We start from the raw sequence: 25828 nt of genomic DNA on the forward strand, positions 1-25828 counted from the left end.
TCAAGGGGGAATAATACAATAATGTTCAAAAAACTCGTAAAATCACTGCTTATAATGGTGCTGATCTTCACAGCGCTGCTTCCCGTAATGGGCGTTTCTGCCCATTCTGAAGAGACGAATGCCGATGATTTCTCAACCCTACCGGCAGCGGAACACAGGTCCGAGAACTGGCTAATTGACAGTAGTAATCCTCAATTTTTCGGAGGAGATGCAGCCCGGCTGGTCAGAACCTCCACGGAGACTGGCTATGCCATTTACCCTTTGACTGGAGTTCAGTCGTTTACGCTTCAAGCGTATTATTTCTCTGGTTCCACGGCTGTTATCAAGTTCTACGGATCGCCAGATGCAGATATCTGGACGGAGCTTCCAGCCATCAACGACAGTCCCACCGCAACCGGTTCTGGCTGGTACGGAACAGTATATACACCCTCGGGGGCGCTGCCGGATGGTGTCAATTATGTCAAAATTGAAGTCAGTGGTGACCTCGATACCTGGCTGATGCAGCTTGGGCACCTTACGCTCTCCAATGTGTCGCTTGCACCACAAACGATTGTTGATGAGCTTGACGACATTGCACAGCTTTATACACACAGTACAAATTGGTCTTTAGATACAAGCAATCCCGCTTTTTTTGGTGGAGATCATTCTCGTGCGGTGAGAACAGCAGACTCAGCAGAATCACTCGTGTACCATTTGCATAATCTGCAACATTTCACAGCCCGCATGCATTCCTTTGCCGGGTCTAGCGGGACTATCAAGTTCTATGGTTCGGCGGATGCATCCACTTGGACAGAACTTTCTGCTGTTCATGAACCTCCACAGGCCACTGGTGATGCGGCTTGGACCGGGACGAATTATACTCCGGCACAGGGGATTCCTTCCGGACTTCATTACTTAAAAATAGAACTTAGCGGTGATTCCGCACCCTGGCTGATGCAACTAGGATCGGTCACCTTATCCAACCGCTTGCCTGGAGATGGAGGGAGCAGCGGTGGAGACGGAGAATATTATGTGGATTCATTTGCAGGCAGCGACAACAACGATGGAAAAACACCGGAGACTGCCTGGAAGACCTTTTCTATAGTGAATCAGACTACCTTTGAGGCTGGGGATCGGATTTTATTAAAGAAGGGTGGAATCTGGAACGAACAATTATATCCTAAGGGCAGCGGCACAGATGAAGAACCGATTACAATATCTGCCTATGGGAGTGGAAGCAAACCGATTATCAATGGTGGAGGCATGGCCGGAGCAGCTGTATACCTACGTAACGCCTCGAACTGGGTGATTCGGGATCTTGAGGTCACTAATTATGCTTCCGAGAGGGGAACTGTTTACCGGGAAGGTATTATGGTGGAGAATGCTAATGGAGGAACATTAAGTAATATCCGCATTCAGGATAACTATGTCCATGATGTATCAAGCAGTTTCCGTTATCCGACGGTTTCCGGAGCCGAAGGTGGCCCGCATGCGTTTGGAGGTATCTCCGTATATGTGGGCGGAACGACGGGCACGGACAAGTTCGATGGGGTATGGATCGAGGGCAATACAGTGGAACGGATAGGCCGGACCGGTATTGTGGTATGGGATCAGCGTTTTAACGGAGCAGACTATGCTACGGTCAATGTTACGATCCGTGGAAATTATGTCAAACAAGCCGACAGCGACGGTATTCTCACCTTCGGTGCGGATGGAGCGGTGATTGAGCATAACATAGCGGAGGAAGGCGGAAATTATTCCGAAGAAGGCGAGTTTAACGGCTCTGCCGCAATTTGGCCGACTCGCGGCAAGAATAATATCGTCCAGTTCAATGAGTCTTTTAACACGAACAAACCAGAGGGAGATGGTCAAGGCTTCAATCTGGATATCGATACGATGGACAGTGTGGTTCAATATAATTACAGCCATGGCAACAAAGGCGGATTCATGCTTTTTGTCGATGCCCGTTTGACTCCAGGCGTGCTGACAGGCTCCTCTAACAATGTAGTCAGATACAACATCAGCCAGAATGATCTAACGCATACGTTTAATTTTGCAGGCGGGGTTACGCCAGATACACAAATCTATAACAATACTATCTATATCGGAGCTGGGCAAAACACCAAAATTATCGATCATGAATGGGATGACGCAGGAAATATTAACGCTCCATATTCTTTTAGGAACAATCTGGTCTACAACCTTGGTCAAGGAGGTTATAATCTGCCAGGGGTGAACGGTAGCTTCGACCATAATCTATTATATGGCAACCATCCAGTAAGCGAGCCGGAAAATACCAATCCTATCACAGCAAATCCACTCTTAGTTGCTCAGGGCACCGCCGGAATGGGCTGGAATACAGTGGACGGTTACAAGCTGAGAGAGGGGTCTCCTGCACTTGGGGCCGGTGCTGTCATTGCAGACAACGGTGGGCGGGACTACTGGGGCAATCCCGTTTCAGCAGCAACTCCACCGAATATTGGAGCTTATAATGGACCCGGACTTGATCCTGCTACGCTTCCAGAAGCCCCTGTAGATGATCTGCGACTATATTTTCAAGGTTTAAAAATTGCTCCTCATATTACAGATGGTAATAACGGCGGCATGTCGCTACAACTTCAATTTACGAACAGTTCCAGTGTGGATCCTCTGAGAATTAAAAAGATTTCCTGGACCCTAGGGGAAGAGACTGGTCAGATCAGCGGTAGTGAATCGCAATTGTCTGAAATTGCCCCAAATAGTGGATTTACTTATTCAATTCCACTGCCGGGATTCTCTGAAGGGGTTAAATATCCTCTTGAGTTGACAGTTGACCTTGAAGGTTATGAGACAGTTCACCTCAAGCAAAACATAGATATTAACCGGATGCAGCATCAGGCCGATACACGAAGTCCAGCTCTGATTGATCTTGCGGACGGAACCCCTTTGCTCAACGGATATAAGGGTGCGGATGATCTTAGTGGAACAGCGCAACTACGCTGGGATGAAGAACACATTTATTTGACCGCCGATATCCGCGATGATGTATTCAGCCATAATGCCGCCGGGATTAATATTTGGCAAAATGACAGTATTCAGTTCAGTCTTGCTCCCGGTGTACCGGGCGATAGTCAATCCTGGTATGAATACGGAATCTCGCAAACCCCAGAGGGGCCGCAAATATATCGTTGGCTGTCCATGAAAGGTGCAGCTACCGGAGTGTTGACTAAGGGAACTTTAAGTGTGACCAGAGATGAGGCGACCAAGGTTACCTCATATGCACTGGCACTACCTTGGAGCGAAATAAGCCCGATCCGTCCAGCGGCGAGCGATATCTTAAGCTTCAGCATGCTGGTTAACGATAATGATGGCGCGGGTCGAAAAGGATATATTGAATGGGGATCAGGCATTGGCGCTGCGAAGGACGCCTCACTTTTCCGCACCTTCCAGTTTATGAACGTAGAAGGTGAAGAAGAGACCCCACTGAGTGATAATGCCGATTTGAGCGTTTTGAGTATGGACGGTACAGACATCCCTGGGTTTGACCGTAAGAAACTGACCTATACAATAAATGTGCCCTTTTCCAAGACAGCGGTGGCTGTAACTGGGACACCTTCTGATGCAGAAGCCAAATTGACGGTAACGAGCGGAAGTGAGCTTAAGGTAGGAGATAACAGAATCGATGTTAAAGTTACCGCTGCGAACGGCATAACAACTAAGACCTACACTTTGAATGTAGTGCGGAGTGAAGAAGGTGGGGGAACAGATACGCCTGGCAATTCGTCCGGCAGCAATAATAGCAACACAAATGAGAGTAGTGGAGGAAAAATAGATAGTCCAGTGAATATAATTTCAGCGGGCCGTATTCGCACTCAGGGTTCACCCGGTGCTGAAGGAATAAAAATTGCACAGCTTTTCACAGGAGAACTCCAAAAAGCGATGAAGGGAGTGCAAGATGGAGCTTTAGTACTTGAGCTTGCTGAAGAGGATGCGACTGCCAGTGGTGTGGCTTTTCAAGTGCCCATTCCCGAACTAAAAGATAATGTTACTTCCCTAACTGTAAAAGCAGGTGCTGCCACAATAACACTTCCAATTAACACTTTAGGTGAGAATATTCCAGAGGGTGCCCGGCAGTTGGAGCTATCTATCCATTTTGTTGATGCGTCAACCCTTCCAGTTGCCATAAAAGAGAAATGGAAAACGCATGCTTTGTTCCGGATCTCAATGACGGTAGACGGTAAGTCCAAAGAAACATTAAGCCCTTCTGCGGCAATGAAGGTATCATTTGGATATGAATTAAACCCTGATGAAGTTCCACATCAAGCCATCGTCTACTCTGTTACCGGCGAGGGAGTGGCCGAAGTGGTCAAAAACTCCAAATACGTATCAGGTACAGGCAAAACAACGTTTACAACAAGGGATTTTGGACTCTATGCTGCAGCTAATGCAAATATCCACTTCTCTGATGTTGATTCAGGCTCCACAGTCATCTTGGAAGCTTTGGCTTCCCGTGATCTTATTCATGGCACAGGCGGGGGCAAATTCGAGCCTGCCCGGCAAATTACAAGAGCGGAATTTGTTCAGCTGTTAGTATCAGCGCTAGAACTTCAAGCCGAGAGTAGCAGTACTTTCAAAGATGTGAGTTCAAATGCTTGGTATTACCAAGCTGTCTCAACAGCTCTGGCGCTAAAGCTTGTTAACGGACGTAGCGAAGGCGTATTTGCCGCAAAAGAACCTATTTCCCGCCAAGAAATGGCTGTTATTCTGTTTCGCGCTCTGAGTTTAACTGCTCTCCAGTCGGATATCTCCGGCAAGGCAGCAACTTTTGCCGATGAGAATCAAATCGGTTCTTACGCGATGGATGCGGTTGAGTACCTGCGGGAGACAGGAATTGTCAACGGTTATACCGACGGTACCTTCAGACCACTGAGCCTGACCACACGTGCGGAAGCCGCTGCTTTAATTTACAGAGTAATGGAATTGTAAGCACCAAAGAAGAGCTAGAGCCAAGTTCACTTGGCTCCAGCTCTTTTTGCTTTCGGAAATGATAATTGGGATGGTGACGGCAGTTTCAAAATCACGATGAATCTGGCTGAGCTGGCGAACAGCAGCGGGATCACACGTAGCAAAGAAATGACCGTAGTCGTTAAGGAATAGAACAGGGACAAAAAATCACAAATTCAGGCAACCAGTCGCCGAAAAAACAGGGATGACTGGTTGCCTTTTTTGAGTTATAAACTGCATTATAAGGGAACTGGAATCTTGAATATTCCTTTAATTACTATACTTTTTCAAAGCATCTGCCATATCCAATTTATATTGATCTACTTTTTTTAAATTATCGATAGTTGCTACAACCATTTGGAAAAGATACTCAGATGTTCCTCCTAATTTTAGATTGTTACGTATTAAATTCATTACAATGTCCAAAACGATTGATGACGGAATGAGGACATCTGTAAGTCTAAACGTATGAGAAAAGGATTGTGACCCTAAAGGCCATGGTAAGTCAATCGAAAAAGAAACCGGCACTTTAATATCCAATTTGAAATTTTTCATATTTAAACCTTTTTCAAGTTGATTCTGGATCTCCCCAAAAATATAATCGTTAAAAATCTCAGAAAATTTTGTAAAAGTAAAGTCAGAAACGTCTCGGCAAAGATCCACGAGCTTACGAGGATTGAACTTGATTTCTTTCACTGTCATAACAACAGGAGGGATGATTGCTTCTTGAATTATAGCTTCGACTGCTCCTCTTAACCCTTTGAAAAATTCATCTTTTACTTTACCGGCACCGATTAGAGAAAAAATGTTAAACGTTAATACGTCAGCGGCTTTTTCAGCGATTTCCATTACCGGTTCAATCAGTTCTTTCATTAGTTTTTCTTGCATCAGCTTAGTTATGAAATCGGTAATAGTATTTAATATCTTGGCTATTTCATTTAGCCAGTGTTCGATTATGGCGAGTAGTTCATCGATCAAGGCTTGAAACAACGCTGGAATCAGTTTTAGAGCGAATTGAATCATATGATCAGTTAAATGATTTATCAATATTTTGGCTATTGCTTCTATTTCAGCCATTTGAGGCATCCACATCGGATCGCTTTGCAAATGGTTGGCGAAGTCCACGGCGTTACCTTTTATTGGACTAAATATGTTTAGAGCATTTTCAAAAAGCTGTTCTTGTGCTTCAGGTGTCAAAGGCGCTACCATTTCCGCAATAATTTTAACAGCTGCCTCCAACGGTTTCTTTAAAATATCTTGAGCTCCAAGTGGTCCAAGAACATTTGCAGCCTGACCTGCAGCTTCGCGAAGAAGACCCTCGATTTGTTCATTAACTGAAGTCTGAATTCCGTCCATGACATGAATAACGCTTCTTCCAAGCATTGTGAGTAATACGCTGGATAATGCTTCTTGCATAGTTTTTATGTCAAAATTTTGAAATCCATTAACGATCTCTGGAATCAGAACATCAGAAGTCAGTTGTATGCAGGGAATCAGGGCTTGCTCAAACAGTATCTTAATCTCTTCCTCGCCAGCCAAAGTGTTCGAGATTGCAGTTTTTCTAGCACTTATTTCCGTATCCACATAATGATCGAAAGCTTGGTTTATGGCTCCAAGTGTTGATCTAAAAGAGTTTTCCCCTGTAGTCAAAGGAAATGAGGGACTAAATAAGAACTTCATTGCTTCTTGGGCAGTTCCTGAAACGGCAGGTTTCAGAATTGCTGCTATCTCCCGAACGCTATCTACATGTTGAATGGCAATCGTCAAAGGTTTATCAAGTAGAAATGAAAGAAGATCCCCCTGGTTCAAATTTGTGTCAGACGGACGGTTCAAATCTGTATTAATTGCACTTTTGACAGCGGGAGGAGGTTGGTAAGACAATTGTGCCGTAAAAGTAGGCATGGTTGCTTTATCTGCAGCTTGCACTGCAAGGGGGAGCAACAAAGCTGATACCCACAAAGCAGAAATACTTCGGACAAACTCCTTCTTAAGCTGCTCGTTTTGGATTAATGCTGATAATGAATCTAAACGAACAAAGATTTCATGGTTATCCGGCACTAACTGAAAAGAATTAAAACCTTTCAGGGTTTGAATGACTTCTGTGGTTTGTTCAGCTGGTAAAGAAGCAAGGCCAAGTAAACGAAGGATCTCTTCCTTAAAGAACACATTCATAGTCAAGAAGAACAACGATTGGAATTGCCCCCCAATAAATGTAAGAACGGTTTGCGCTAGTTTTTCGGTATTGCTCCCGGTACCTTCATTTAATTGTCTACTGACCTCATAGGCTGATTTCACTCCTATCCTCAGCATAGTACCGAGCATTAATGCTTGTTCCTGCTGTGTGTCAATAGCTTTATTAACAATGCCCTCAATTAAGCCGTTCCCATAACGATTGACCAGTTTTGCAGGATCGGGGAATTTAAAATTGATGCCACCTCTATAGCCACCCCCCGCAATAAATCCCATTCCCGCCTCATAGACAAATTGGAATCCAGATTCCCCTAGAGTAGCTGTCTTATGTAAATTACCAAGCATAACAAAATTGGCATACGCCATAAAACCAACCGCAAATTGGGCATACAAATAACCTTCGAGCTCTGATTCTTCTAACAATAGCTCAATCAATTCACCGGATAAACCATTTCCTGACGGTTTATTCTTCAGGATTTTCAATAACTCTTTAACGGTCATATTCATGCTTAATCCAGCCGCTACCGCCGCTTTAAGAACGGCTTGAAGTCGACCGGCTAGCCCGGCTTCGTCGAATAGATCCAGGGGCGTTTGTATCTGTACTTGGAGAAGAAGTGAAACTTCGGCACTCCCCAATATTTTTAATTCAGCCCATTTATTTAATAAATTATTGATTTGTGCCATAGCCTGTGCGCCTAACTTATAGTTCATTCCTCTTCTCAAGCTACCCTGGCCCGCAACTAAGGTCTGTCCCTGAATATTTCCCCAGTTTTGAGTTGTTGTACTTTGTTGAAAGATCTGCTGATCTTGATTCAGTGGCAATCTAACACCTCCATATTTACGTTGTTTTAGTATTAAGTAATATGGGCTATGAACTCATTTGATAACTTTTATGGAAAAATTTGCTTGGACAAAAACGAAAACTTCTCATGAAACTTTTCATCCAATAACATTATTTCTGCTTTTCTGCTGATAGCTTGGTTTCCAAACTTAACATCAATGATAAATTCATCACTCAGCATCTGCCGATACCGGGATATAATCTCTTCTTCCATCAATTCTCCCATTGACTTCGTTTCGGCCGGGATTACAGGGATTCCAGCTTGCTCTACCAAGTGAAGATTTTGTTTGATATCTGTAGCTACTTTGCTAAGAATGCTTTCACTTATTGCTGTCTCAATATCTACCATTCCTTCATTCGTATAAAAATGCTTGTTGACTGCTGCGAGTGCAGCATGTGAAACATGAAATGCTTGAATATCTTTTTGTATTTCATAATGCATTTCAGCTGTTTCGAATATCAAAGCAAGCTCCTTAACTCTTTCGGTCGTTTGTCCATTTATTTCACCAAAATAAGTTTTGGAACCAAATTGAGCGTATAAAATATCCTCTTTAATGTCTCCACCTGCACCAGGGAAACCTGGAAGTAACCGATCACCTACGATCTCTAGCCAGGAATTATAACCAATAGTGTTGGTCAGTGTAATTATTGTTTTGCTCTGATTATTTTTGATCGCAGACAGGGCAGATTCTGCCTGATCATATCGTACAGGAACAAAGATAAAATCATAGATGTCATCATCTGCAAGCTTTTCGACCGTCTTAATGGATAGTTGCTTTATCCTTCCGTTGTCGTTGTATCTCAAACCCTTCCGCTTAAGTTCATCCAGCCTTTTTCCCCGAGCCAGTAAAGTGACGTCAAACCCCGATTGTGCAAATCTAAGAGCGTATAAACTGCCAATCACACCAGCCCCAAAAATTAGAAGTCTATTTTGTTTTATGTTCACTATTATCATTCCTTCCGACTAACTAGTCACTGATTGTTTAAGCAACATCTGTTTGATAAGATAATAGTATGGCAAGTTTATGCTTACAACCGTCAGTGTAAGAAAAGAGTTGCATAGACAACAAATTCCGATAATTGATGTTTTAGAAAGGGGATATTCAGATGGTACATCAAGAAGATCCGAGAGTAATACGGACTCGCCTGTTAATAAGAGAAGCTTTCAGAAATCTTTTACAGACTAAAGGATTTGATTCAATGACAATAAAAGATATCTCACAGAAAGCTACGATAAACCGGGCTACTTTTTATGCTCATTATGAAGATAAATATGCTTTACTCAATGAATTTACAGAACAGTCTTTTCATCAAATGATTCCTGAACAAGTAATAAATGCACGGGAGTTTTCAGATGAAATATGTAACCAGCTGATCTTGTTGACTCATCAGTACATCGTTGATTTTTATCAGAAATGCAGAATGGATTCCAAATCCATTGCTAAGGTGGTGGATGAGAAAGTGAAAAATATGCTGCAGCAAATCATTGAAAACATATTTCTGAGAGGGGATAAATACGATATTGCAGACCGCCAACATACAAAGATCATTTCAGCAATGACAGGTTCAGCGATCTATGGCGCTGCATTTTCTTGGTTAATTGAGGGGGAGGCTGATCAGACCGATTTACTTGTGGACATTGTTCGTCCTTATGTAATGAGTGGCCTGGGACTCTTGATAAGATAGAATAGGAGCGCTTACAAGTATTACTCTCGGGACAAATCCCACGAACATTAAAATTTAATCACTTCGCCAAGATTATTAGAAAGGTGGAACCTATGGTTGATTTTGACTGGTCATTTTGGGAGACGGTATTACTATATTTCATGCTCATTTTTTTCGAATCACCAGTAGGTATAATTATCGTAATTATTTTTGTTATTATTTTTATTATGTTTATAGTTGATAAAATCAAGAGAAAAAGAACAAAGAAAAAACAATGATTAACTTAGCTTTGATATCCATGATTTATATGTGAAAATTTAAATAAAAAGGATCATATTGTACATATCGCACATATTTAATCAGTCATCGAATCCTTAATTGCAAATATCCACGAAAACTAACGCTTCGGACCATTCCGAAGCGTTAATTTTTGTATGCGCAAGTTATGTTTCGTCATCTACCGCATGCCTAAATCCAGAAAATAATAATTTTCAAATTAACTATTTTAAATTTTATGAAAATGATATAAGATAGTGTAACAAATGAAACGATACGTATCGTACTATAATTACATCCTTTTAATAACTTAAATAACATCTAGGAGGTGAAATGAATATGAACGTGAAAAACAAAGAACCTCGAAGTAAAAAAGAGATTCTTACTGCAACACTTGAAATGTTAGAATCCAACAGTTATTCATCTTTAACGATTGAGGCGATTGCAGCACAAGCTGGAGTAGGCAAAACAACCATCTATAGATGGTGGGAAAATAAAGCGCGTCTTGTACTGGACGCTTTTCTAATGACCGTAGAATCAGAGTTTGAATTTGATAGTAATAAATCCATTCAGGATAACTTCAAACAACAGCTTGAAGCTTTAGCTCGTATCCTCAATAGCAAAATCGGGAAATCCACTTTAACTATAGTTACAGAGAGCGAAGAAATCGCGAAAGATTTTTACGTATTGTTTTTAATGACAAAAAGAAATGAAGCCAAACAATTACTCCAAGCAGCCATAGATATGGGAGAATTGAAACCAGCAATCAACCTGGATATAACTTTAGATCTGCTTTATGGTCCCATATACTTTCAAATTCTCATCTATAAACAAATTCCGGATGCGGATTACATAAACGATTTGTTGATCCATGTCTTGGAAGGCATCAATATTGCAAATTAATAGTAAACCGGGGGATATTTACTTTATGAATCAGACGATAGACGTTCAGAATTACAATAAGAACTATTCATTAATGACGATTATTTTATTTTGGTGTGGATTAGTTATTTTAACTAGCATGTATATTACAATTCCATTATCCGAAGTATTTTCACATGCCTTTCAGATTAGCTCGAGTGAGGCGGCTTGGATTGGGAGTTCATTTTCTCTTTGTTATGCTCTGGGCTGTCTTTTGTATGGACCTTTTTCAGACAGATATGGACGTAAAGTATTTTTAGTAGCCAGCATTATTGGGTTAACCGTAGTTACGCTTGCATTAGGATTTGTGGATAGTTTTTACGGGCTTATTATGCTCAGAGGAGTGCAAGGCCTAGTGGCTGCTGCTTTTGCACCTATTGCGCTAGTGTATGCAGGGGAGATGTTCCCGCCTCATAAAAGACTAACAGCCGTCGGATTTATAAGCTCAGGACTGTTAATGGCAGGTATAGTAGGCCAGGTTTTTAGTGGGATTGTTAACGAAGCTCTTGGCTGGCGTGCTATTTTCTTTATTTTGGGAATTGTGTATGGTATTACTTCAGTGATAGTAATGAGGTTCCTTCCTAAAGATGAAATGCTAAGACCGAAAGAAAATGTTCTGCGGAAGTTTAAACAAATGACAATTCTGCTAAAACAATCACAATTGCTTTTGGCTTTTGCGATAACCTTTATGCTTCTATTAACTTTAGTTGGCATGTACACCGTTTTGGGAAGTTATTTAAGCTCAGCTAAGTTTGGTCTTTCCTCACAGGATATCCTTTATATTCGTGCATTTGGAATCGCGGGGATGCTTTTATCACCCTTTTCCGGAAGAATTGCTCAAAAACTTGGAATGGCCGCTGTTCTAAGGGGAGGCTTAGCTTTAGCTGCAATTGGGTTGCTTGCTCTAGGTTTTAGTACGAACCTGCCACTTCTTGTCCTAATGAGCGTTGTATTTGTGGCTGGTATCGCGCTGGTAACTCCCGTTATCATCTCAATCGTCAGTCAATTAGGGGGAAATGCAAGAGGGTCTGCGATTTCATTCAATGCATTTATTCTATTCCTAGGCGCTAGCACAGGCCCGATATTAGCTTTGAAATTACTAAAAACAGAAAATTATTCGTTATCCTTTACTATATTAGGTTCTATTCTTTTATTAGGTTTTTTAATCTCTCTTTTTCTTAGATTATCGGCTAGGGTTCCAGTAGTGAAAAATGAACGGGCTGCTACTTTACCCACAGAGTGATAGGAATGAATAAAGAAACGGAGATTTGCATTGTTGGTGGTGGACCTTCTGGTCTCTTTCTAGGGCTGCTGTTAGCCAAAAACGGAATTAGAGTTACCGTACTGGAAAGTCAAACAAGCTTTAATCGCAAGTTCAGAGGAGAAGTTCTTCAACCTCGATTTGTAAGGCTCATGAAAGAGTTGAATCTGGAGCAGCGTCTTGAAAAGTATGAGCATATAAAATTATTTAATGCTGAAATATGGAATAATAAGAAATATATCACTCAAATTGATTATGAAAAAGAAATGCCGGAGGCACCTTACGCAATTAAAATAAAACAATCCGTCCTGTTAACTTTTCTTTATGATCTGGCAAAGGATTTTAGTAATTTCGAGCTCATTTTTAACGCAAAGGTCACTTCAACTATTAAAAGTGCAAATCGAACTGTCGGAGTAAACGCCTTAGTAGATGGACAAATGACTGCGATCCATGCTTCTTTAGTAGTCGGAGCGGATGGACGGATGTCGACGGTTAGGAAGACAAGCGATTTTTCTTTTAAGTATAAAAAAGAAGATTTTGATTTAATCTGGTGCAAAATATCGACTAATGAGTTCAAGCTAAATCAAAAACTCCTTTTCAGATTGTCTGATTTTAGTAACTTCATAGGGCTTCCTTATTCCTCTGATTGTGTGCAGATAGGTTTTACAATGAGGAAAGACCAATGGAATTCCATAAAAAGCAAAGGCATCGAACCATTAAAGCTTGAATTCATAAAGGCCTTTCCTGAGCTTAAAGAAGACATTGAAAAGATCATTGATTTCAAATCGTTTGTTTCTATCCAATCAGAGACTTTCATGGTGGACAATTGGCATAATAAGGGTTGTATTCTAATCGGTGATTCTGCACATTGTTCCTCACCACTCGGAGCTATCGGATTGTCCTTGGCTTTTGAAACAGCGCTGGTCGCTGCTGAACTTATTGTTGCATCAAAATTAGAGCCAAATCATGAATACAAGTGTTTAGATCGTTTGCAGCCCATTCGTAATCGGGAAATTCGTTTTGTGCATTTTGCTCAACAGTTGATAATCAGCATGGCCGTTAAATCCCCTAAAGGGGTTAAAAAATTCTCGCTAGCCTGCATGAAACTGATGGGAAATAGCAGGATCGCAAGATATTTAATGCGGAGATTCTTTTTGGGGAGTCCTAAAATAACGGTTGATAATGCCTTCAAATTTTAACGCAGCCTCATTCCTAAGTAGAGTTCATTGGGAATGAGGTTATTTTAATTTGCTGAAACGCAAAGAATTTGTATAGAAAACGCTTTCTATCCATTGTAAAATACAGGTTGAGGTGTAATTACAAAAAAGGATGGAAATCCCATGCGGATCAAATTTAATATTTTTCAGAAAATGTTAGTGTTGTTGCTGATTCTGCTAACTCCGGTCGTGGCGCTGTACTATTATTCTACCTCTAAGAGCATCAACGTCATACAGGAGGAGCTTATCAAAGCCAGCCTGAACCGGATGGAGCTCTTCGTGGCACAACTGGATGCCAGCATTGAGAAGTTCGACTTAGTCTCCGCACCTATGCTCGTTGACACGAACGTGCTGGAATACCTTTACAACCTCAATATGAGCGATTATTCCCTAATGAAGACAAGGCTGCTGATCCAAGAGAAGCTGTCGCTGGCCAGCGCATCGGGCAACTGGCGCAATGACGTGACCGTCTATTTCCCGCAACGAGACGATAGTATTTCTTCTTCCCCCTCCTATGAATATGACCTTAAAGAGTTTGATAGCCGATTTTCGCTAGGGTGGAGCTACAGCGAAGATTTGGAGATTGGCTCCGGTTTTACTCGAACTTATGTCACTACGGGTTACAAACCAGCCCGTCCGGACGATCTGGATGTTGCCGTTCGCATTAACCTCTACAAGTGGAGCTTTGAAAATTTGCTTGATACCTACAAATCTGGTCACTCTGACAACCCGTTTTTTTACAAAGAAGGACATGCCATCATCGCCAGCCGATCCGCAGATGGGTCCAAGATGGACCAAATTATCGCGGAATTAGGCGACAGGATCAATAGCCGGAATTCAAGTTTTTTAATTCATTCCTTCGACGGCAGGCCTTATCTGATTACCTATTATTATTCCAATATTCTTGAGTGGCATCTCGTCGATTCTGTTCCACTTAACCAGATTATCGGACCTATCAAGCAACAGAGGTTATTATTTGGAGCTTCTTCGATTATTTTGCTCCTATCCTGTATTACCGCCGCGTCTGCTTTGTACTGGAACGTACATCGACCTATCTTCCAACTTGTGCGTGCGGTGCAGAGGATTAAGGAAGGCGATTACGCGTACCGGCTACCGAAGAAATCAAACAATGAATTCACGTTCCTGATGCAGAACTTTAACGAGATGGCGACGCAGATCCAAGATCTCATCGAGAATGTCCTACAATCGCGTATCCTTGCGCGTGATGCCACGCTAAAACAGCTACAAGCCCAGATCCATCCTCATTTTCTGTACAATTGTTTGGGTTTCATCATTAATATGACCAAGATGGGAAAGAATCGGGCTGTTATAGACATGGCGTATCATTTGGCCGACTATTACCGGTATACGACGCGAATGGATAATCAAGGAGTCAGCCTGGGTGAAGAACTGGCGTTCGTGCGCATTCACCTCGAGATTCTTCGGCTTCGCAATGAGACGCTGTCCTACAGCATCGAACTGCCTGAAGAGTTGGCGGAGCTGCGAATTCCCCGGCTTCTTATCCAACCAATCGTGGAGAATGCGATCGTGCATGGACTTGAGAACGTCGAATATCCAGGCCGGGTTGAAATTAGAGTTTACGTCAATGAAGACCAATTGCACTTGGAAGTGGAGGATAACGGAAAAGGATTAAATAAAGAACGGATGGACCAACTGCAAATGGAGCTTCATATTCCGGCCAGCGAATATGCAGGCTGCGGTCTTTGGAACGTATATCAAAGACTGCAAGGCAACTTCGGTTCAGACGCTCAAATTGAGTTTTGCCCGTCCAGACTGGGTGGTCTAAACGTGAGGCTGATTTGGAGACAGGGGATGAAAGAAGAAACGAAGGAGGAAGAGCATTGAATAGCCTGCTTGTAGTTGATGACGAGAAACATTATGCGGACAGTCTGGCAGATACGATTCCATGGGCGACACTTGGTATCTCCCGCGTTTGGAAGGCATACAGCGCGAGCGAGGCACTTGCTCTGATAGACTCCTTCCCCATTGATATCCTTATGACGGATATCCGTATGCCGCGCATGAACGGCCTGGAACTGATCGAACAGGCCAGGCTTCGTATTCCAGGGCTGAAGTGCCTGCTGCTCACAGGTTATGCGGACTTCGATTACGCCCGAAAAGCGATTGAGCTGCAAGCGCTCGATTACCTGATGAAGCCCGCGAAGGACGAGCAGTTACTTACGGCAATGGGCCGGATCATTAAACAGCTTGAGCAGGAGCGATCAATCGAACAGGGCTTCCGTATCTACCGAGACAATAGTGCAGAACTGAAAGCAGGGTTGTTGCTCAAAGTACTCAGCGGAAATCTGAATGGCAAGGTTCTTGCAGAGAAGTTAAAGCTGTTTGACCTGCCTCTTCCGATACCAGGTCACGTCTCAATGTGCCTTGTCCGGTTGGGTTCCCCTTTCGACGGACAAGATCTCTATTCGCAGTCACTGATCAGGTTCGCGGTAACAAACATGCTGGAAGAATTGCTGATGGACCGCTATGACTGCTGGTCGGCAGCGGATGATGAAGGAAACCTGCTCGCTCTGGTATACGACCTATCAGGAGCACCACCTGATCCGGAATGGGTGCTTGAGCGGATAGAGCGATTAAAGCAAGAAGTACAGCGTTTGCTTAAAGGTGAAATTTCTGTAGGGGAAACCGACTGTCTATTCCCGGAAGAACTGCAAGCTAGTTATATGACAGCTAAATCACGATTGGATAGTGACAGTTTTTCGGGTGGACAGGTGCCAGAGCGGAATGAAGAGGAAGCGCGTCTTATGCGCAAGCTCTATGAAACGCCTCTGCTGACACATCTTTTGGAAACGGAGCAATGGGAAGCGGCGGAAGCTAAGATCCGAGCGTTCGTGTCACCGCTTATGCATACGGGTTCACCTTACCTCATGCGCGACGTCTTTTTCTTTCTCTCCAATGCCTTCCAGTATATCGCGAATCGTAGTGGCAGGACGCTGGCCCAAATGCTCACTCCTGAGCAATCGGCTTTCGTTAAAGGAAAAGCAATGCTGCACGCGTCGCAGCTGGAAAGCTGGGCGCTCGACTTACTACGCACACTTCGCGATAAGCTAGGGGAGGAGACCGAGGACCACAGCCAGGTGATCGTCCGGAAGACGCAACTCTACATCCAGAAGGAGCTGGACAAGGACTTGTCACTTACTTTGCTGGCCAAACGCGTCTTCGTACATCCTAACCATCTGTCAAAAATCTTTAAGCAGTGCACAGGCACTACCGTATCCCAATATATTTACGAGCAGCGTATGCTCAAAGCCTGCGAGATGCTCAAGCATACAAATAATAAAATCTACCATATTGGTGAAAGCATTGGCTATCCCAATACTAACTGGTTTATTCGGAAATTCCGTGACTATTATCAGGTGACGCCCCAGGAATTCAGGGACAGATACCGATCGGGAATGGAGGGATTGGGCCGGTGAAGAAGCAAAAAAGAAAGGCCATCTTTCTATGGGCAGTTCTGAGCGGAGTGCTGCTAGTTTCCGGCTGTTTAAGTAGCACAGGGAAAACGGCACAGAACAGTATATCCAATGGGGAAAAGAAGCCGGTATGGGACTTTAAATACGATCCGCCTATAACGATCACAACAGGAATCGTAGACGAGAATCGGCCTAACGCATTCAAGCCAGATGAAAGCCTTACAGACAACGTGCATACCCGCTGGATGGAAGATAATCTGGGAATCGTCACGAAGTTTGATTGGATTGTCAGCAAGTTCGAAGATGCAGATACCAAAATTCGGCTCGCGCTGGCTGTGAATGGCAAGCTGCCGGACACCCTTAGCGCTGAAGGAGACATCCTGAAGTATCTGCTCAAAGCCGACAAGTTGCTTCCGCTGGATGATGCCATCGAGAAGTATGCTCATCCTAAGCTAAAAGAAGCGCTGGAGAAGTACGCTTATACCATGGCAGAAGTGACCAAAGACGGCAAGATATATGGACTTCCCCGTTTTAGTGCAGGAGATGAGGGAACGGTCATGTGGATCCGTAAGGATTGGCTTGAGAAACTGTCGCTGAACCCGCCTACGACGATAAGTGAGTTGGAGAACGTGCTGAAGGCATTTTCTGAACAAGATCCTAATGGGAATGGCGAAGATGACGAAGTTGGTCTATCGGTTCCGCTGAAGGAAGGTCCCTGGAGCTGGATGGGGCAGACAGATGCGATTTCCGGAGCTTTTTCAAGGCAGATGATTAGCACGTCTGACATCAAACTGTTCTGGAATGAAGACGAGAAGGGCAGCTTGATCTTTGGCGCCGTACACCCGGATGCTAAGAAATACCTGGAAACGATGGCATCCTGGATGGCGAAGGGCTATATGGACAGGGATGCAGGCATGCAGGACCCGAGCCAAGCGTCCGAACTGGCGGTTAACGGAATGGCCGGTGTCATGTTCGGCCCGTTTTGGATGGGAGCCTGGCCGCTCGGCGATACAGTGAAGGTCGATCCCGAAGCGGCTTGGCAGGCTTACCCCCTTCCTGCCGGACCAGATGGGTTAAAGGGCAAGGCACAAAAGCCGTTGTACGGTATCTACACGGTGTTCAGCAAGGATTTCACGAATATGGAAGCCTGGTTCGCTTATTATAACAAGTTGCTTGCCAAAAATTTCGGCCCGGATGACCCGTACTTCGATCCCCGATTCGCACAAGGGTTTCACGAAGGTTACGATTATGTGATCATGAACGACAAGGTCATTACTGTCAATTTCGCCACTGAAGGCGTGCCGAATGATAAGTGGCCGCTTGCGGACGGGTCTTCAATGGATATGCGCTGGATGCTCTATCCGCTGACAGGTGGCGCTCCAGCCTTGCCTTATATGAATGCGGATGCAATCAGAAAATTATCTGAAAATTCGGAAGCCATAGTGACGACGCCGATCGAACAAGCCATTAAAGGTTTGAATTCGGCTCAGCTTACGGCGGCTGGGGTGGCGATTGCCGAGCAGGGACTCGAAATCCCAAACCGATACCACGGACCTTTAACGGACGGGATGGAGAAACACGGAGTGTTCCTGCAGAAACTCGCAACGGAGAGTTATCTGAGCATCATTTATGGCGAGAAGCCGATCTCCTACTTTGATGAGTTCGTAGCCCAATTTTACAAGAATGGCGGCGACGTAATCACGAGAGAAGTAAATAATTGGTACATGGAAAACAAGCCATAATATTGTGGCTTGTTTTCTTCTATGTTCCTTTATTTCTTCTATATAACAGGATTAACTTCGTGAATTAAAATGATTTTATTAGAAAGCGTTTTCAAAAAAAGAGGTGATGGTATACGAAGTTAATCATAGAGTAACTCTCACTAACTAAGTGTAAACTTTCGAACTGATTTTTGTATGAAGCGGAGCGAAGCAGTTTATGCTCACAAAACTTTTTAGGAGGAGAGGTAATGAGGAAAAAAGTAAGCGTGTTTCTGGCATTAACTATGTTTGTGGCTATCTTTTTTTCAAATCCGATCAAGACTAATGCGGCAACCCCCGAAGCGCCTGCAGGGTGGAGAGACTTACTAGATTACCAAATATTCAGTAATATATCCGACGGTTGGGCAGGAGATAGCGGGTTTGGATTGGAGACGGAGAACAGCAAGCTTCCCATTGATTCTACAGCAATGTACAATGGATTGCCTTCATTATTGTTGAATGCGAAGACGCCTACCAGTCCTTCCTGGTACAACGCTTTAATTACGGTTGCCGGCTGGAAAGCATATGACTTTACCTCTTATCATCCAAATGGATTCCTTGAGTTTAATATCAAAGGAAATGCGGGCGGAGAGTCCTTTTTACTGGGCTTCAAAGACCGGGTATTCGAAAGAGCTGCCGGCAATGAAATTACCACTACAGTAAACATTAACAACTACGTCAACATTACTACAAGTTGGACCCATGTGAAGATCCCGTTAAAGGATCTAATTCAGGTCTCCCAAGGAATTGATGTATCTTCCATAGATGCATTATCCATCAAGAATAATGGTTTTCAACCTTTAAAAGTGTGGCTTAATGACATTAGGGTTACGTCTCCCGATAAGGAGAAAGAGTACGCCCCCATCAAGGTCAATCAATTAGGGTATCCCGTAGATGGAGTAAAGCAAGCGCTTGTAACCGGTTTTGAGGATGTGCTCACGGTCGATGCAGGTACTACGTTTAACATTATTAACGCCACAAATAATTCGACAGCTTACTCCGGAACGCTTGTACTCACCAAAAATTATGATGCTATCGATAGCGGGGAGCGTATTTTTACCGCCGATTTCACAAATTTAACGATTCCGGGAAAATATTATGTTTCAGTGCAGGGTCTTCAGAATTCGCCCAAGTTCACTATCGGCGAAGCTAACGAAATCTATGAACCCTTTTTAAATGACGTAACAAGATACTTCTATTACCAGAGAACCGGGATTAATATTACCAGCCCATACACTCAAAATTATCAAAGAACAGATTTTACCCCTGACACCGCAGTGCCTTTAATGTCTAACCCTTCCATCAAAAAAGATGTTTCCAAGGGATGGTACGATGCGGGTGATAAAGGCAAGTACGTTAACGCAGGAGCCAAAGCCTTGTCGGATCTCTTCTGGGCCTATGAAATGATGCCGGAGAAATTTACAGACAATCAATTTAATATTCCTGAGAGCGGAAACGGCATTCCCGACATCCTGGATGAGGCAAGGTGGGAACTGGAATGGATGCTCAAAATGCAGGATGCTGCAACTGGCGGTTTCTATGCTCGAGTGACCTTTCAGGATGATGACAATATGGTAGACAGAGAAATTATCGATAAGGATACGGTAAGCTCGCGGACTGATATCAAAACGACCGCCGATACAGCTACCGCAGCCGGTGTATTGGCACATGCCTACTTAATTTATCAGAATATTGATCCGGCTTTTGCCCAAAGTTGCTTGGATGCGGCAATAGACGCATGGGGGTACCTGGAAGCACATCCGGAAAATATTCGGACGCCTAACACGGGCAGATGGCCTTACGATGTGACGGATGACGCTTCGAATCGTCTGTGGGCTGCAGGCTCCCTGTACCGATCGACCGGCGATGCCGAATACAATGATTATTTCCTGGCGAATTACACCGATATGGGAATATTTTTTGAGGATACCCTTGATTTCGCCAGTGGTTGGGCAAACACCTGGAATACAGGCTTCTTCAGTTATCTGAAAGCCGCTAATCCGGACTCCGGAGTCTTAAGCTGGTATTCGGATAAATTCCAGCAATGGTTCAATGACAAAGTGAGCAGATATAACGATAGCCCTTGGAAAAGCATCATAAAAGATGGTAACTACTATTGGGGAATCACCATGCAGGTTGCGGACACACCGATGGAAATGATCATCGGTACGAAGTTACTGGGAACTTTTGAGAGCAACCGCGCTATCATTAATGAGATTAACAATAGTCAGTTAGACTGGATTCTTGGCCAGAACCCGGTGGGCGTATCTTTTGTATCAGGTTACGGCGATAACAGCGTGAAATATCCGTTCAGCATCATGTATAGAACAGATGGATTACCTGGTGTACCTAAGGGATATCTTGTCGGAGGACCGAATAAATACTCCAACGACATAACCGTAGGAAACCAGATATCAAGATTTGCAGCCAAAAACTATACCGATAACTTCCAAGAATGGACTACAAATGAACATACCGTTTATTGGAATTCAGGGTTGGTATTCATTGCCGCATTCGCAACCGGAAATAGCAGCAACTCGACCATTAGTCCAACGACTGCTGCCTTTGATAAGAAAACAGCAAATCAAGCTGATATTCCGGTGACTCTAACGTTGAACGGCAACACGCTCACCGACATTAAGAACGGTACGACATCTCTCGTTGTGGACACGGACTATACCGTTTCGGGCAACACGGTCACTCTACACAAGAGCTATCTCGCGCAGCAGCCAATCGGCAAGGCGAACCTCACTTTCCTGTTTAACGCCGGTTCATCTGCTACGCTATCCGTTGCTGTGAACGATTCGTCGGTTATTAACTCGGCGATCAGTCCGATGACCGCTGCCTTTGACAAGCAAACCGCGAATCAGACCGACATTCCGGTGACCTTGACGCTGAACGATAACACACTCATCGGCATTAATAATGGCACGACTGCCCTAGTTGCTGGTACGGACTACACCGTATCAGGCACGACAGTGACGATTCAGAAGGCATATCTGGCTGCCCAACCGGTGGGAACAACGACGCTGACGTTCAACTTTAGCGCAGGAGCAAGTGCGAATCTTGAGGTCTCCGTGGTCGATACCCCCACTGCCGAAAGTGGTTCTATCAAAGTGCAGCAGTACAATTCTCCTGTTACGGCAACGAGCAATTCGTTGAGCCCTCGGATAAAGCTGAAGAACACCGGTACCACGGCCATCAATCTGTCCGACGTGAAGCTTCATTATTATTACACGATCGATGGGGAGAAGGACCAGAATTTCTGGTGCGATTGGTCCACTGTCGGCAGTAGCAACGTAACTGGCGCCTTCGTCAAGTTGCCGGCTCCTTTGACAGGAGCTGATCATTATCTGGAAATCGGCTTTACGAGCGGAGCCGGAAGTTTAGCAGCTGGAGCCAGCATTGAGCTTCAGATCCGCATGAACAAGACCGATTGGACGAACTATACGCAGACGGGAGATTACTCCTTCGATCCGACCGATTCGACTTACACCGATTGGAGCCATACAACTGGCTATATCGCAGGCGCTCTTCAGTGGGGAACAGAACCTCAATAAGTAACGTCACAATTGACGTTACGGCTCAATAGTGAAAACCTGAACTCCCCATTACCGCCTAAACAACGGTGTGGGGAGTGTGTAAGACAGTGAAAGGAGTGCAACAACTCTATTGAAAGCTATGCCGCTTCCTACAAATAGGAAACCAATACGTACTGTACGTAATTTTTCCATCGTGAAGAATCTTCGTACTTACTGGATGTTCTACGCAATGATGCTGCCGGGAATCGTTCTGCTTGTAATAAATAACTACATCCCTTTGTTCGGGATCGTTATTGCTTTTAAAACAATCAATTACCAGGACGGAATCCTGGGAAGCCCATGGACAGGGATGAAGAATTTCGAATATCTGTTTGCCTCGAAGGATTCGTACATCATCATTCGCAACACATTGCTTTATAATTCGCTGTTTATTGTATTGAACATGGCGCTTCCTCTAGGGTTCGCCTTGATGCTTAACGAGATGAAGAACCGCTTCCTCTCGAAGCTACACCAAACGATCATGTTCCTGCCATACTTCCTGTCGATGATCGTCATCTCGTACTTAGTGTATGGGTTCATGAGCGACGAGCGAGGATACTTCAACGGCACGTTGCTGCCGGCGCTTGGTCTTGATTCCGTACGCTGGTACTTCACGAAAGAAGTGTGGCCGATCGTTTTGCCGATCATTAACACGTGGAAAAACATGGGGTACTACACGGTTGTGTACATGGCAGCAATCATTGGTATCGACGAGGAGTACTACGAAGCCGCGACAATTGATGGGGCAAACAAGTGGCAGCAGATCAAGAAAATCACGATTCCCTTGATCATGCCTGTCCTCACGATTATGACTTTGCTGCAGGTTGGCCGGATCTTCAATGCCGACTTTGGTCTATTCTTCCAAGTGCCACGTGAATCGGGGGCATTGTTCCCTGTGACAAACGTTATCGATACCTATGTCTACCGCACCTTCCTGACCGTTGGGGATATCGGACTTTCCTCAGCAGCAGGCCTGTTCCAATCAGTCGTTGGTTTCATCTTGGTTTTTGTATCTAATTGGGTCGTTCGCCGCTTTAACCGCGAGAACGCGCTGTTCTAAGAGAGGAGCCCTTATGACCAATACAATGAGTAAATCCTTATCTGGGTCCAATCCAAAGAATCAGCTGTCGGGATGGGCGTCAACCCTCATCAACATCTTCTTTGTCATCTATTCGGCGCTCTGTATCCTACCGCTTTTGCTGATTCTTTCGGTATCGTTCTCCGATGAGCAGTCCGTTATGACACACGGATATCGATTTATGCCCGAAAATTTCAATCTGGCGGCCTATCGATTCCTAATGAAAGATATCAGTCAAATCGTTCATTCCTATGGAATCTCACTAACCGTCACGGTGATAGGTACGATACTAAGTGTCATCATAATAGCTCTGTATGCGTACCCCATTTCACGGAATAATTTTCCGCAGGCTAAGTATTTTACATTTTTTGTTTTTCTAACGATGCTGATTTCCGGCGGCTTAGTCCCTTGGTATTTGGTATATGTACAGATGCTGGAATTAAAAGATACACTTTGGGCACTGATCATGCCGCTGATCATGTCCGCATTCTGGGTACTGATCATGCGCACTTTCTTTAAGGAGACCGTACCTGAAGCTGTGCTGGAGTCAGCAAAAATAGATGGGGCAGGGGAGCTACGGATATTTATCCGAATTGTATTGCCATTATCTCTGCCGGTTCTGGCAACCGTTGCACTGTTCCAAACACTGACATACTGGAACGACTGGTTCCTAAGCCTAATGTTTATTACAGACAACCACAATATATCCGTGCAGTACTTTCTTTACAAGATGATGGTCAACATCCAGTACTTATCCAGTAACCCGAACGCGATGGCTGAAATTACCCGAGCTGGCGGAATGATCAACTTCCCGAGTGAAACGGTGCGTATGGCGATGGTGGTTGTAGGTGTTGGACCTATTGTATTTGCTTACCCGTTCTTCCAGAAATACTTTATCAGAGGCCTGACAGTAGGCTCCGTTAAAGGCTAAGATTGCCGATCACTTACGTGGGCACGGAAACGGCTAAAACCAGTATATGGTTTAGCATATCATTCTATTTTATGGGGGGATTACTTGAAAATGAAGGATACGAAAAGCAAGGTTTCACTGCTTCTTACACTGATGCTTATTTCAGCATTAGCCACTACGGCTTGCGGCAATTCAAACAACTCGAACAACGCTACACCGGATAATGCCGGAAAAGAAGGCGCCACACCGAGCTCATCAGCGAACTCAACCACCGATAACACATCCAATGAGCCCTCGAAGCTGGAGCCCTATAAACTAAAGCTGGTCTACGAAGGAGCTCCACAGGCGGACGAGGCTATCGTCGAGGAAGCGCTGAACAAGATCTTGACCGAAAAAATAAACGCGACGGTAGATATCGCACCAATCGATTGGGGAGCATGGGATGATAAGACTAACCTCATCATCGCTTCTCGAGAGCCCGTAGACATTCTATTTACAGCCTCATGGAACGGGTATGCAAAGAACGTTGCCAAAGGTGCTTACTTAGATCTCGGTCCCTTGCTCGATCAGTATGGCCAGGGCATTAAGGATAGCTTGGATCCAGCTTTTCTCGATGGCTCCAAAATCGGCGGCAAAAATTATGCAGTCCCTACTAATAAAGAATTGGCATCGTCAGGGGGCATTGTGTACCGGAAGGACATTGCCGATGAACTCGGCATCGACATGAGTAAAGTGCAAAAAATCGAAGATTTAGATGCTGTTTATAAGATCGTTAAAGAGAAGAAGCCAACCATGTATCCGCTGTATACAACGGGTGGCACGTTCGCCTCTCACTCCTTTGTGGAATTGGATTTTTTAGGTGATACGACGATACCTGGCGCTATCGATAAGAATGGCACGGAAGCGACAGTCAAACCGGCCGAAGAGTATCCCCAATACTTAAATGCATTAAAAGTAACCCGTGATTTCTTCCAGAAGGGGTATCTTAACAAAGATGCGGCCACTTCCCAAACGTCATCCCTTGATGCTTATAAGACTGGCAACGTATTCTCCACTGTAGAGCCTCTCAAGCCAGGCAAAGCAGAGGAAATCGCATCCGCGACAGGACTTGATGGCAAGCTTGCCCAAATTACTCTGACAGGTAAAACGGTCGCCACATCGGAGACTACCGGCGCCATGTTAGCCATCTCATCAACGTCTAAGAATCCGGAACGCGCCATGATGCTGATTAACCTGCTTCATACAGATCAAGAGATTATTAATCTGCTTAACTTCGGTATTGAAGGTACACACTTTACACTTAATGGTAATGTTATGACGCAGACGGAGAAGTCAGGACAGTACGCACCGGGCGTCGCTTGGGAGCTGGGAAATCAATTCCTGAACTATGTCTGGAGTTCGGAAGCTCCAGACAAGTGGGAGCAGTTCAAAAAGTTCAACGAAGGCGCTAAATCATCGCCGGCACTGGGCTTCACCTTTGACAGCGAGCCAGTCAAATCCGAAGTCGGAGCACTAGCAAACGTTCTAAGAGAATATCAAAAGATGCTTGAGACCGGCTCGGTTGATCTGGACAAAGAATTGCCGAAATTTATCGCCGCCCAAAAATCGGCTGGCCTAGATAAAGTCATTGCTGAAAAGCAAAAACAGCTTGATGAATTCCTTGCCAGTAGATGATATGTGTTCATAGCAAATAAAGGACCTACTCATTGTT

At 44.2% G+C, this 25828-nt stretch carries 15 protein-coding genes; 13 read left to right on the plus strand and 2 right to left on the minus strand.

Annotation, left to right across the window (positions count from 1 at the left end; all coding sequences use genetic code 11):
* The first annotated feature begins 21 nt into the window (after nt 1-21).
* Together NSQ91_RS16315 and NSQ91_RS16320 are read left to right on the plus strand one after the other, a co-directional pair.
* Nucleotides 22-4944: an S-layer homology domain-containing protein gene (locus NSQ91_RS16315; protein WP_340918822.1), complete on the plus strand. Its 4923-nt coding sequence runs from the start codon at nt 22-24 to the stop codon at nt 4942-4944.
* A gap of 30 nt (nt 4945-4974) precedes the next feature.
* Entirely contained in the window at nt 4975-5115 is a 141-nt protein-coding gene (locus NSQ91_RS16320) for a hypothetical protein (protein WP_179086266.1), read from the plus strand.
* A 117-nt stretch (nt 5116-5232) separates the two neighbouring features.
* Here NSQ91_RS16320 and NSQ91_RS16325 read toward each other — a convergent pair whose 3' ends face one another.
* Both NSQ91_RS16325 and NSQ91_RS16330 read right to left on the minus strand, forming a co-directional pair.
* Complete coding sequence (locus NSQ91_RS16325) at nt 5233-7974, minus strand: hypothetical protein (RefSeq protein WP_340918825.1); 2742 nt, start codon at nt 7972-7974, stop codon at nt 5233-5235.
* A gap of 68 nt (nt 7975-8042) precedes the next feature.
* A complete protein-coding gene (locus NSQ91_RS16330) occupies nt 8043-8939 on the minus strand; it encodes a ketopantoate reductase family protein (protein ID WP_076190327.1) in 897 nt (298 codons plus the stop codon).
* Nucleotides 8940-9100: 161 nt separating this feature from the next.
* Here NSQ91_RS16330 and NSQ91_RS16335 point away from each other — a divergent pair, with 161 nt between their 5' ends.
* The 11 genes from NSQ91_RS16335 to NSQ91_RS16385 all read left to right on the plus strand — a co-directional run bounded on the left by NSQ91_RS16335 (nt 9101) and on the right by NSQ91_RS16385 (nt 25791).
* Nucleotides 9101-9679 carry a TetR/AcrR family transcriptional regulator gene (locus NSQ91_RS16335; protein ID WP_076190326.1) on the plus strand — a complete coding sequence of 193 codons (579 nt, stop codon included), beginning with the start codon at nt 9101-9103 and terminating at the stop codon, nt 9677-9679.
* A 594-nt stretch (nt 9680-10273) separates the two neighbouring features.
* Nucleotides 10274-10837, plus strand: a complete 564-nt coding sequence (locus NSQ91_RS16340) for a TetR/AcrR family transcriptional regulator (RefSeq protein WP_076190325.1) — start codon at nt 10274-10276, stop codon at nt 10835-10837.
* 73 nt (nt 10838-10910) lie between these two features.
* Nucleotides 10911-12098: an MFS transporter gene (locus NSQ91_RS16345; RefSeq protein ID WP_254848961.1), complete on the plus strand. Its 1188-nt coding sequence runs from the start codon at nt 10911-10913 to the stop codon at nt 12096-12098.
* A 5-nt stretch (nt 12099-12103) separates the two neighbouring features.
* Nucleotides 12104-13315, plus strand: coding sequence for an FAD-dependent monooxygenase (locus tag NSQ91_RS16350; RefSeq protein ID WP_076190324.1), 1212 nt, complete (start codon nt 12104-12106; stop codon nt 13313-13315).
* A gap of 141 nt (nt 13316-13456) precedes the next feature.
* Entirely contained in the window at nt 13457-15199 is a 1743-nt protein-coding gene (locus NSQ91_RS16355; RefSeq protein ID WP_076190323.1) for a sensor histidine kinase, read from the plus strand.
* The gene (locus NSQ91_RS16360; protein WP_081387763.1) at nt 15115-16791 is read left to right on the plus strand and encodes a response regulator; all 1677 of its coding nucleotides are present in this window, start codon (nt 15115-15117) and stop codon (nt 16789-16791) included. The genes NSQ91_RS16355 and NSQ91_RS16360 overlap by 85 nt, the downstream gene beginning before the upstream one ends.
* The gene (locus tag NSQ91_RS16365; protein ID WP_076190321.1) at nt 16788-18530 is read left to right on the plus strand and encodes an extracellular solute-binding protein; all 1743 of its coding nucleotides are present in this window, start codon (nt 16788-16790) and stop codon (nt 18528-18530) included. Before NSQ91_RS16360 ends, NSQ91_RS16365 begins: the two co-directional genes overlap by 4 nt.
* Nucleotides 18531-18757: 227 nt before the next feature.
* Nucleotides 18758-22108 (plus strand): glycoside hydrolase family 9 protein, encoded by a 3351-nt coding sequence (locus NSQ91_RS16370; RefSeq protein ID WP_076190320.1) that lies wholly within the window; start codon nt 18758-18760, stop codon nt 22106-22108.
* A 121-nt stretch (nt 22109-22229) separates the two neighbouring features.
* Nucleotides 22230-23189 (plus strand): ABC transporter permease, encoded by a 960-nt coding sequence (locus NSQ91_RS16375; protein ID WP_038574490.1) that lies wholly within the window; start codon nt 22230-22232, stop codon nt 23187-23189.
* Nucleotides 23190-23202: 13 nt separating this feature from the next.
* Nucleotides 23203-24138, plus strand: a complete 936-nt coding sequence (locus tag NSQ91_RS16380) for a carbohydrate ABC transporter permease (RefSeq protein WP_081383287.1) — start codon at nt 23203-23205, stop codon at nt 24136-24138.
* Nucleotides 24139-24228: 90 nt separating this feature from the next.
* On the plus strand, nt 24229-25791 hold the full coding sequence (locus NSQ91_RS16385) for an ABC transporter substrate-binding protein (protein WP_076303712.1): 1563 nt from the start codon (nt 24229-24231) through the stop codon (nt 25789-25791).
* The last annotated feature ends 37 nt before the right edge of the window (nt 25792-25828 follow it).

Origin of the sequence: Paenibacillus sp. FSL R7-0048 (assembly GCF_038004505.1) — a bacterium.
GTDB lineage: Bacteria > Bacillota > Bacilli > Paenibacillales > Paenibacillaceae > Paenibacillus_AQ > Paenibacillus_AQ odorifer.

Excerpts from the sequence above, each read along its gene's own strand:
- NSQ91_RS16375 (WP_038574490.1), top strand. The coding sequence starts at position 22,230 with ATGCCGCTTCCTACAAATAGGAAACCAATACGTACTGTACGTAATTTT.
- NSQ91_RS16355 (WP_076190323.1), top strand. The coding sequence starts at position 13,457 with ATGCGGATCAAATTTAATATTTTTCAGAAAATGTTAGTGTTGTTGCTG.
- NSQ91_RS16335 (WP_076190326.1), top strand. The coding sequence starts at position 9,101 with ATGGTACATCAAGAAGATCCGAGAGTAATACGGACTCGCCTGTTAATA.
- NSQ91_RS16350 (WP_076190324.1), top strand. The coding sequence starts at position 12,104 with ATGAATAAAGAAACGGAGATTTGCATTGTTGGTGGTGGACCTTCTGGT.
- NSQ91_RS16340 (WP_076190325.1), top strand. The coding sequence starts at position 10,274 with ATGAACGTGAAAAACAAAGAACCTCGAAGTAAAAAAGAGATTCTTACT.
- NSQ91_RS16380 (WP_081383287.1), top strand. The coding sequence starts at position 23,203 with ATGACCAATACAATGAGTAAATCCTTATCTGGGTCCAATCCAAAGAAT.
- NSQ91_RS16370 (WP_076190320.1), top strand. The coding sequence starts at position 18,758 with ATGAGGAAAAAAGTAAGCGTGTTTCTGGCATTAACTATGTTTGTGGCT.
- NSQ91_RS16345 (WP_254848961.1), top strand. The coding sequence starts at position 10,911 with ATGACGATTATTTTATTTTGGTGTGGATTAGTTATTTTAACTAGCATG.
- NSQ91_RS16315 (WP_340918822.1), top strand. The coding sequence starts at position 22 with ATGTTCAAAAAACTCGTAAAATCACTGCTTATAATGGTGCTGATCTTC.
- NSQ91_RS16385 (WP_076303712.1), top strand. The coding sequence starts at position 24,229 with ATGAAGGATACGAAAAGCAAGGTTTCACTGCTTCTTACACTGATGCTT.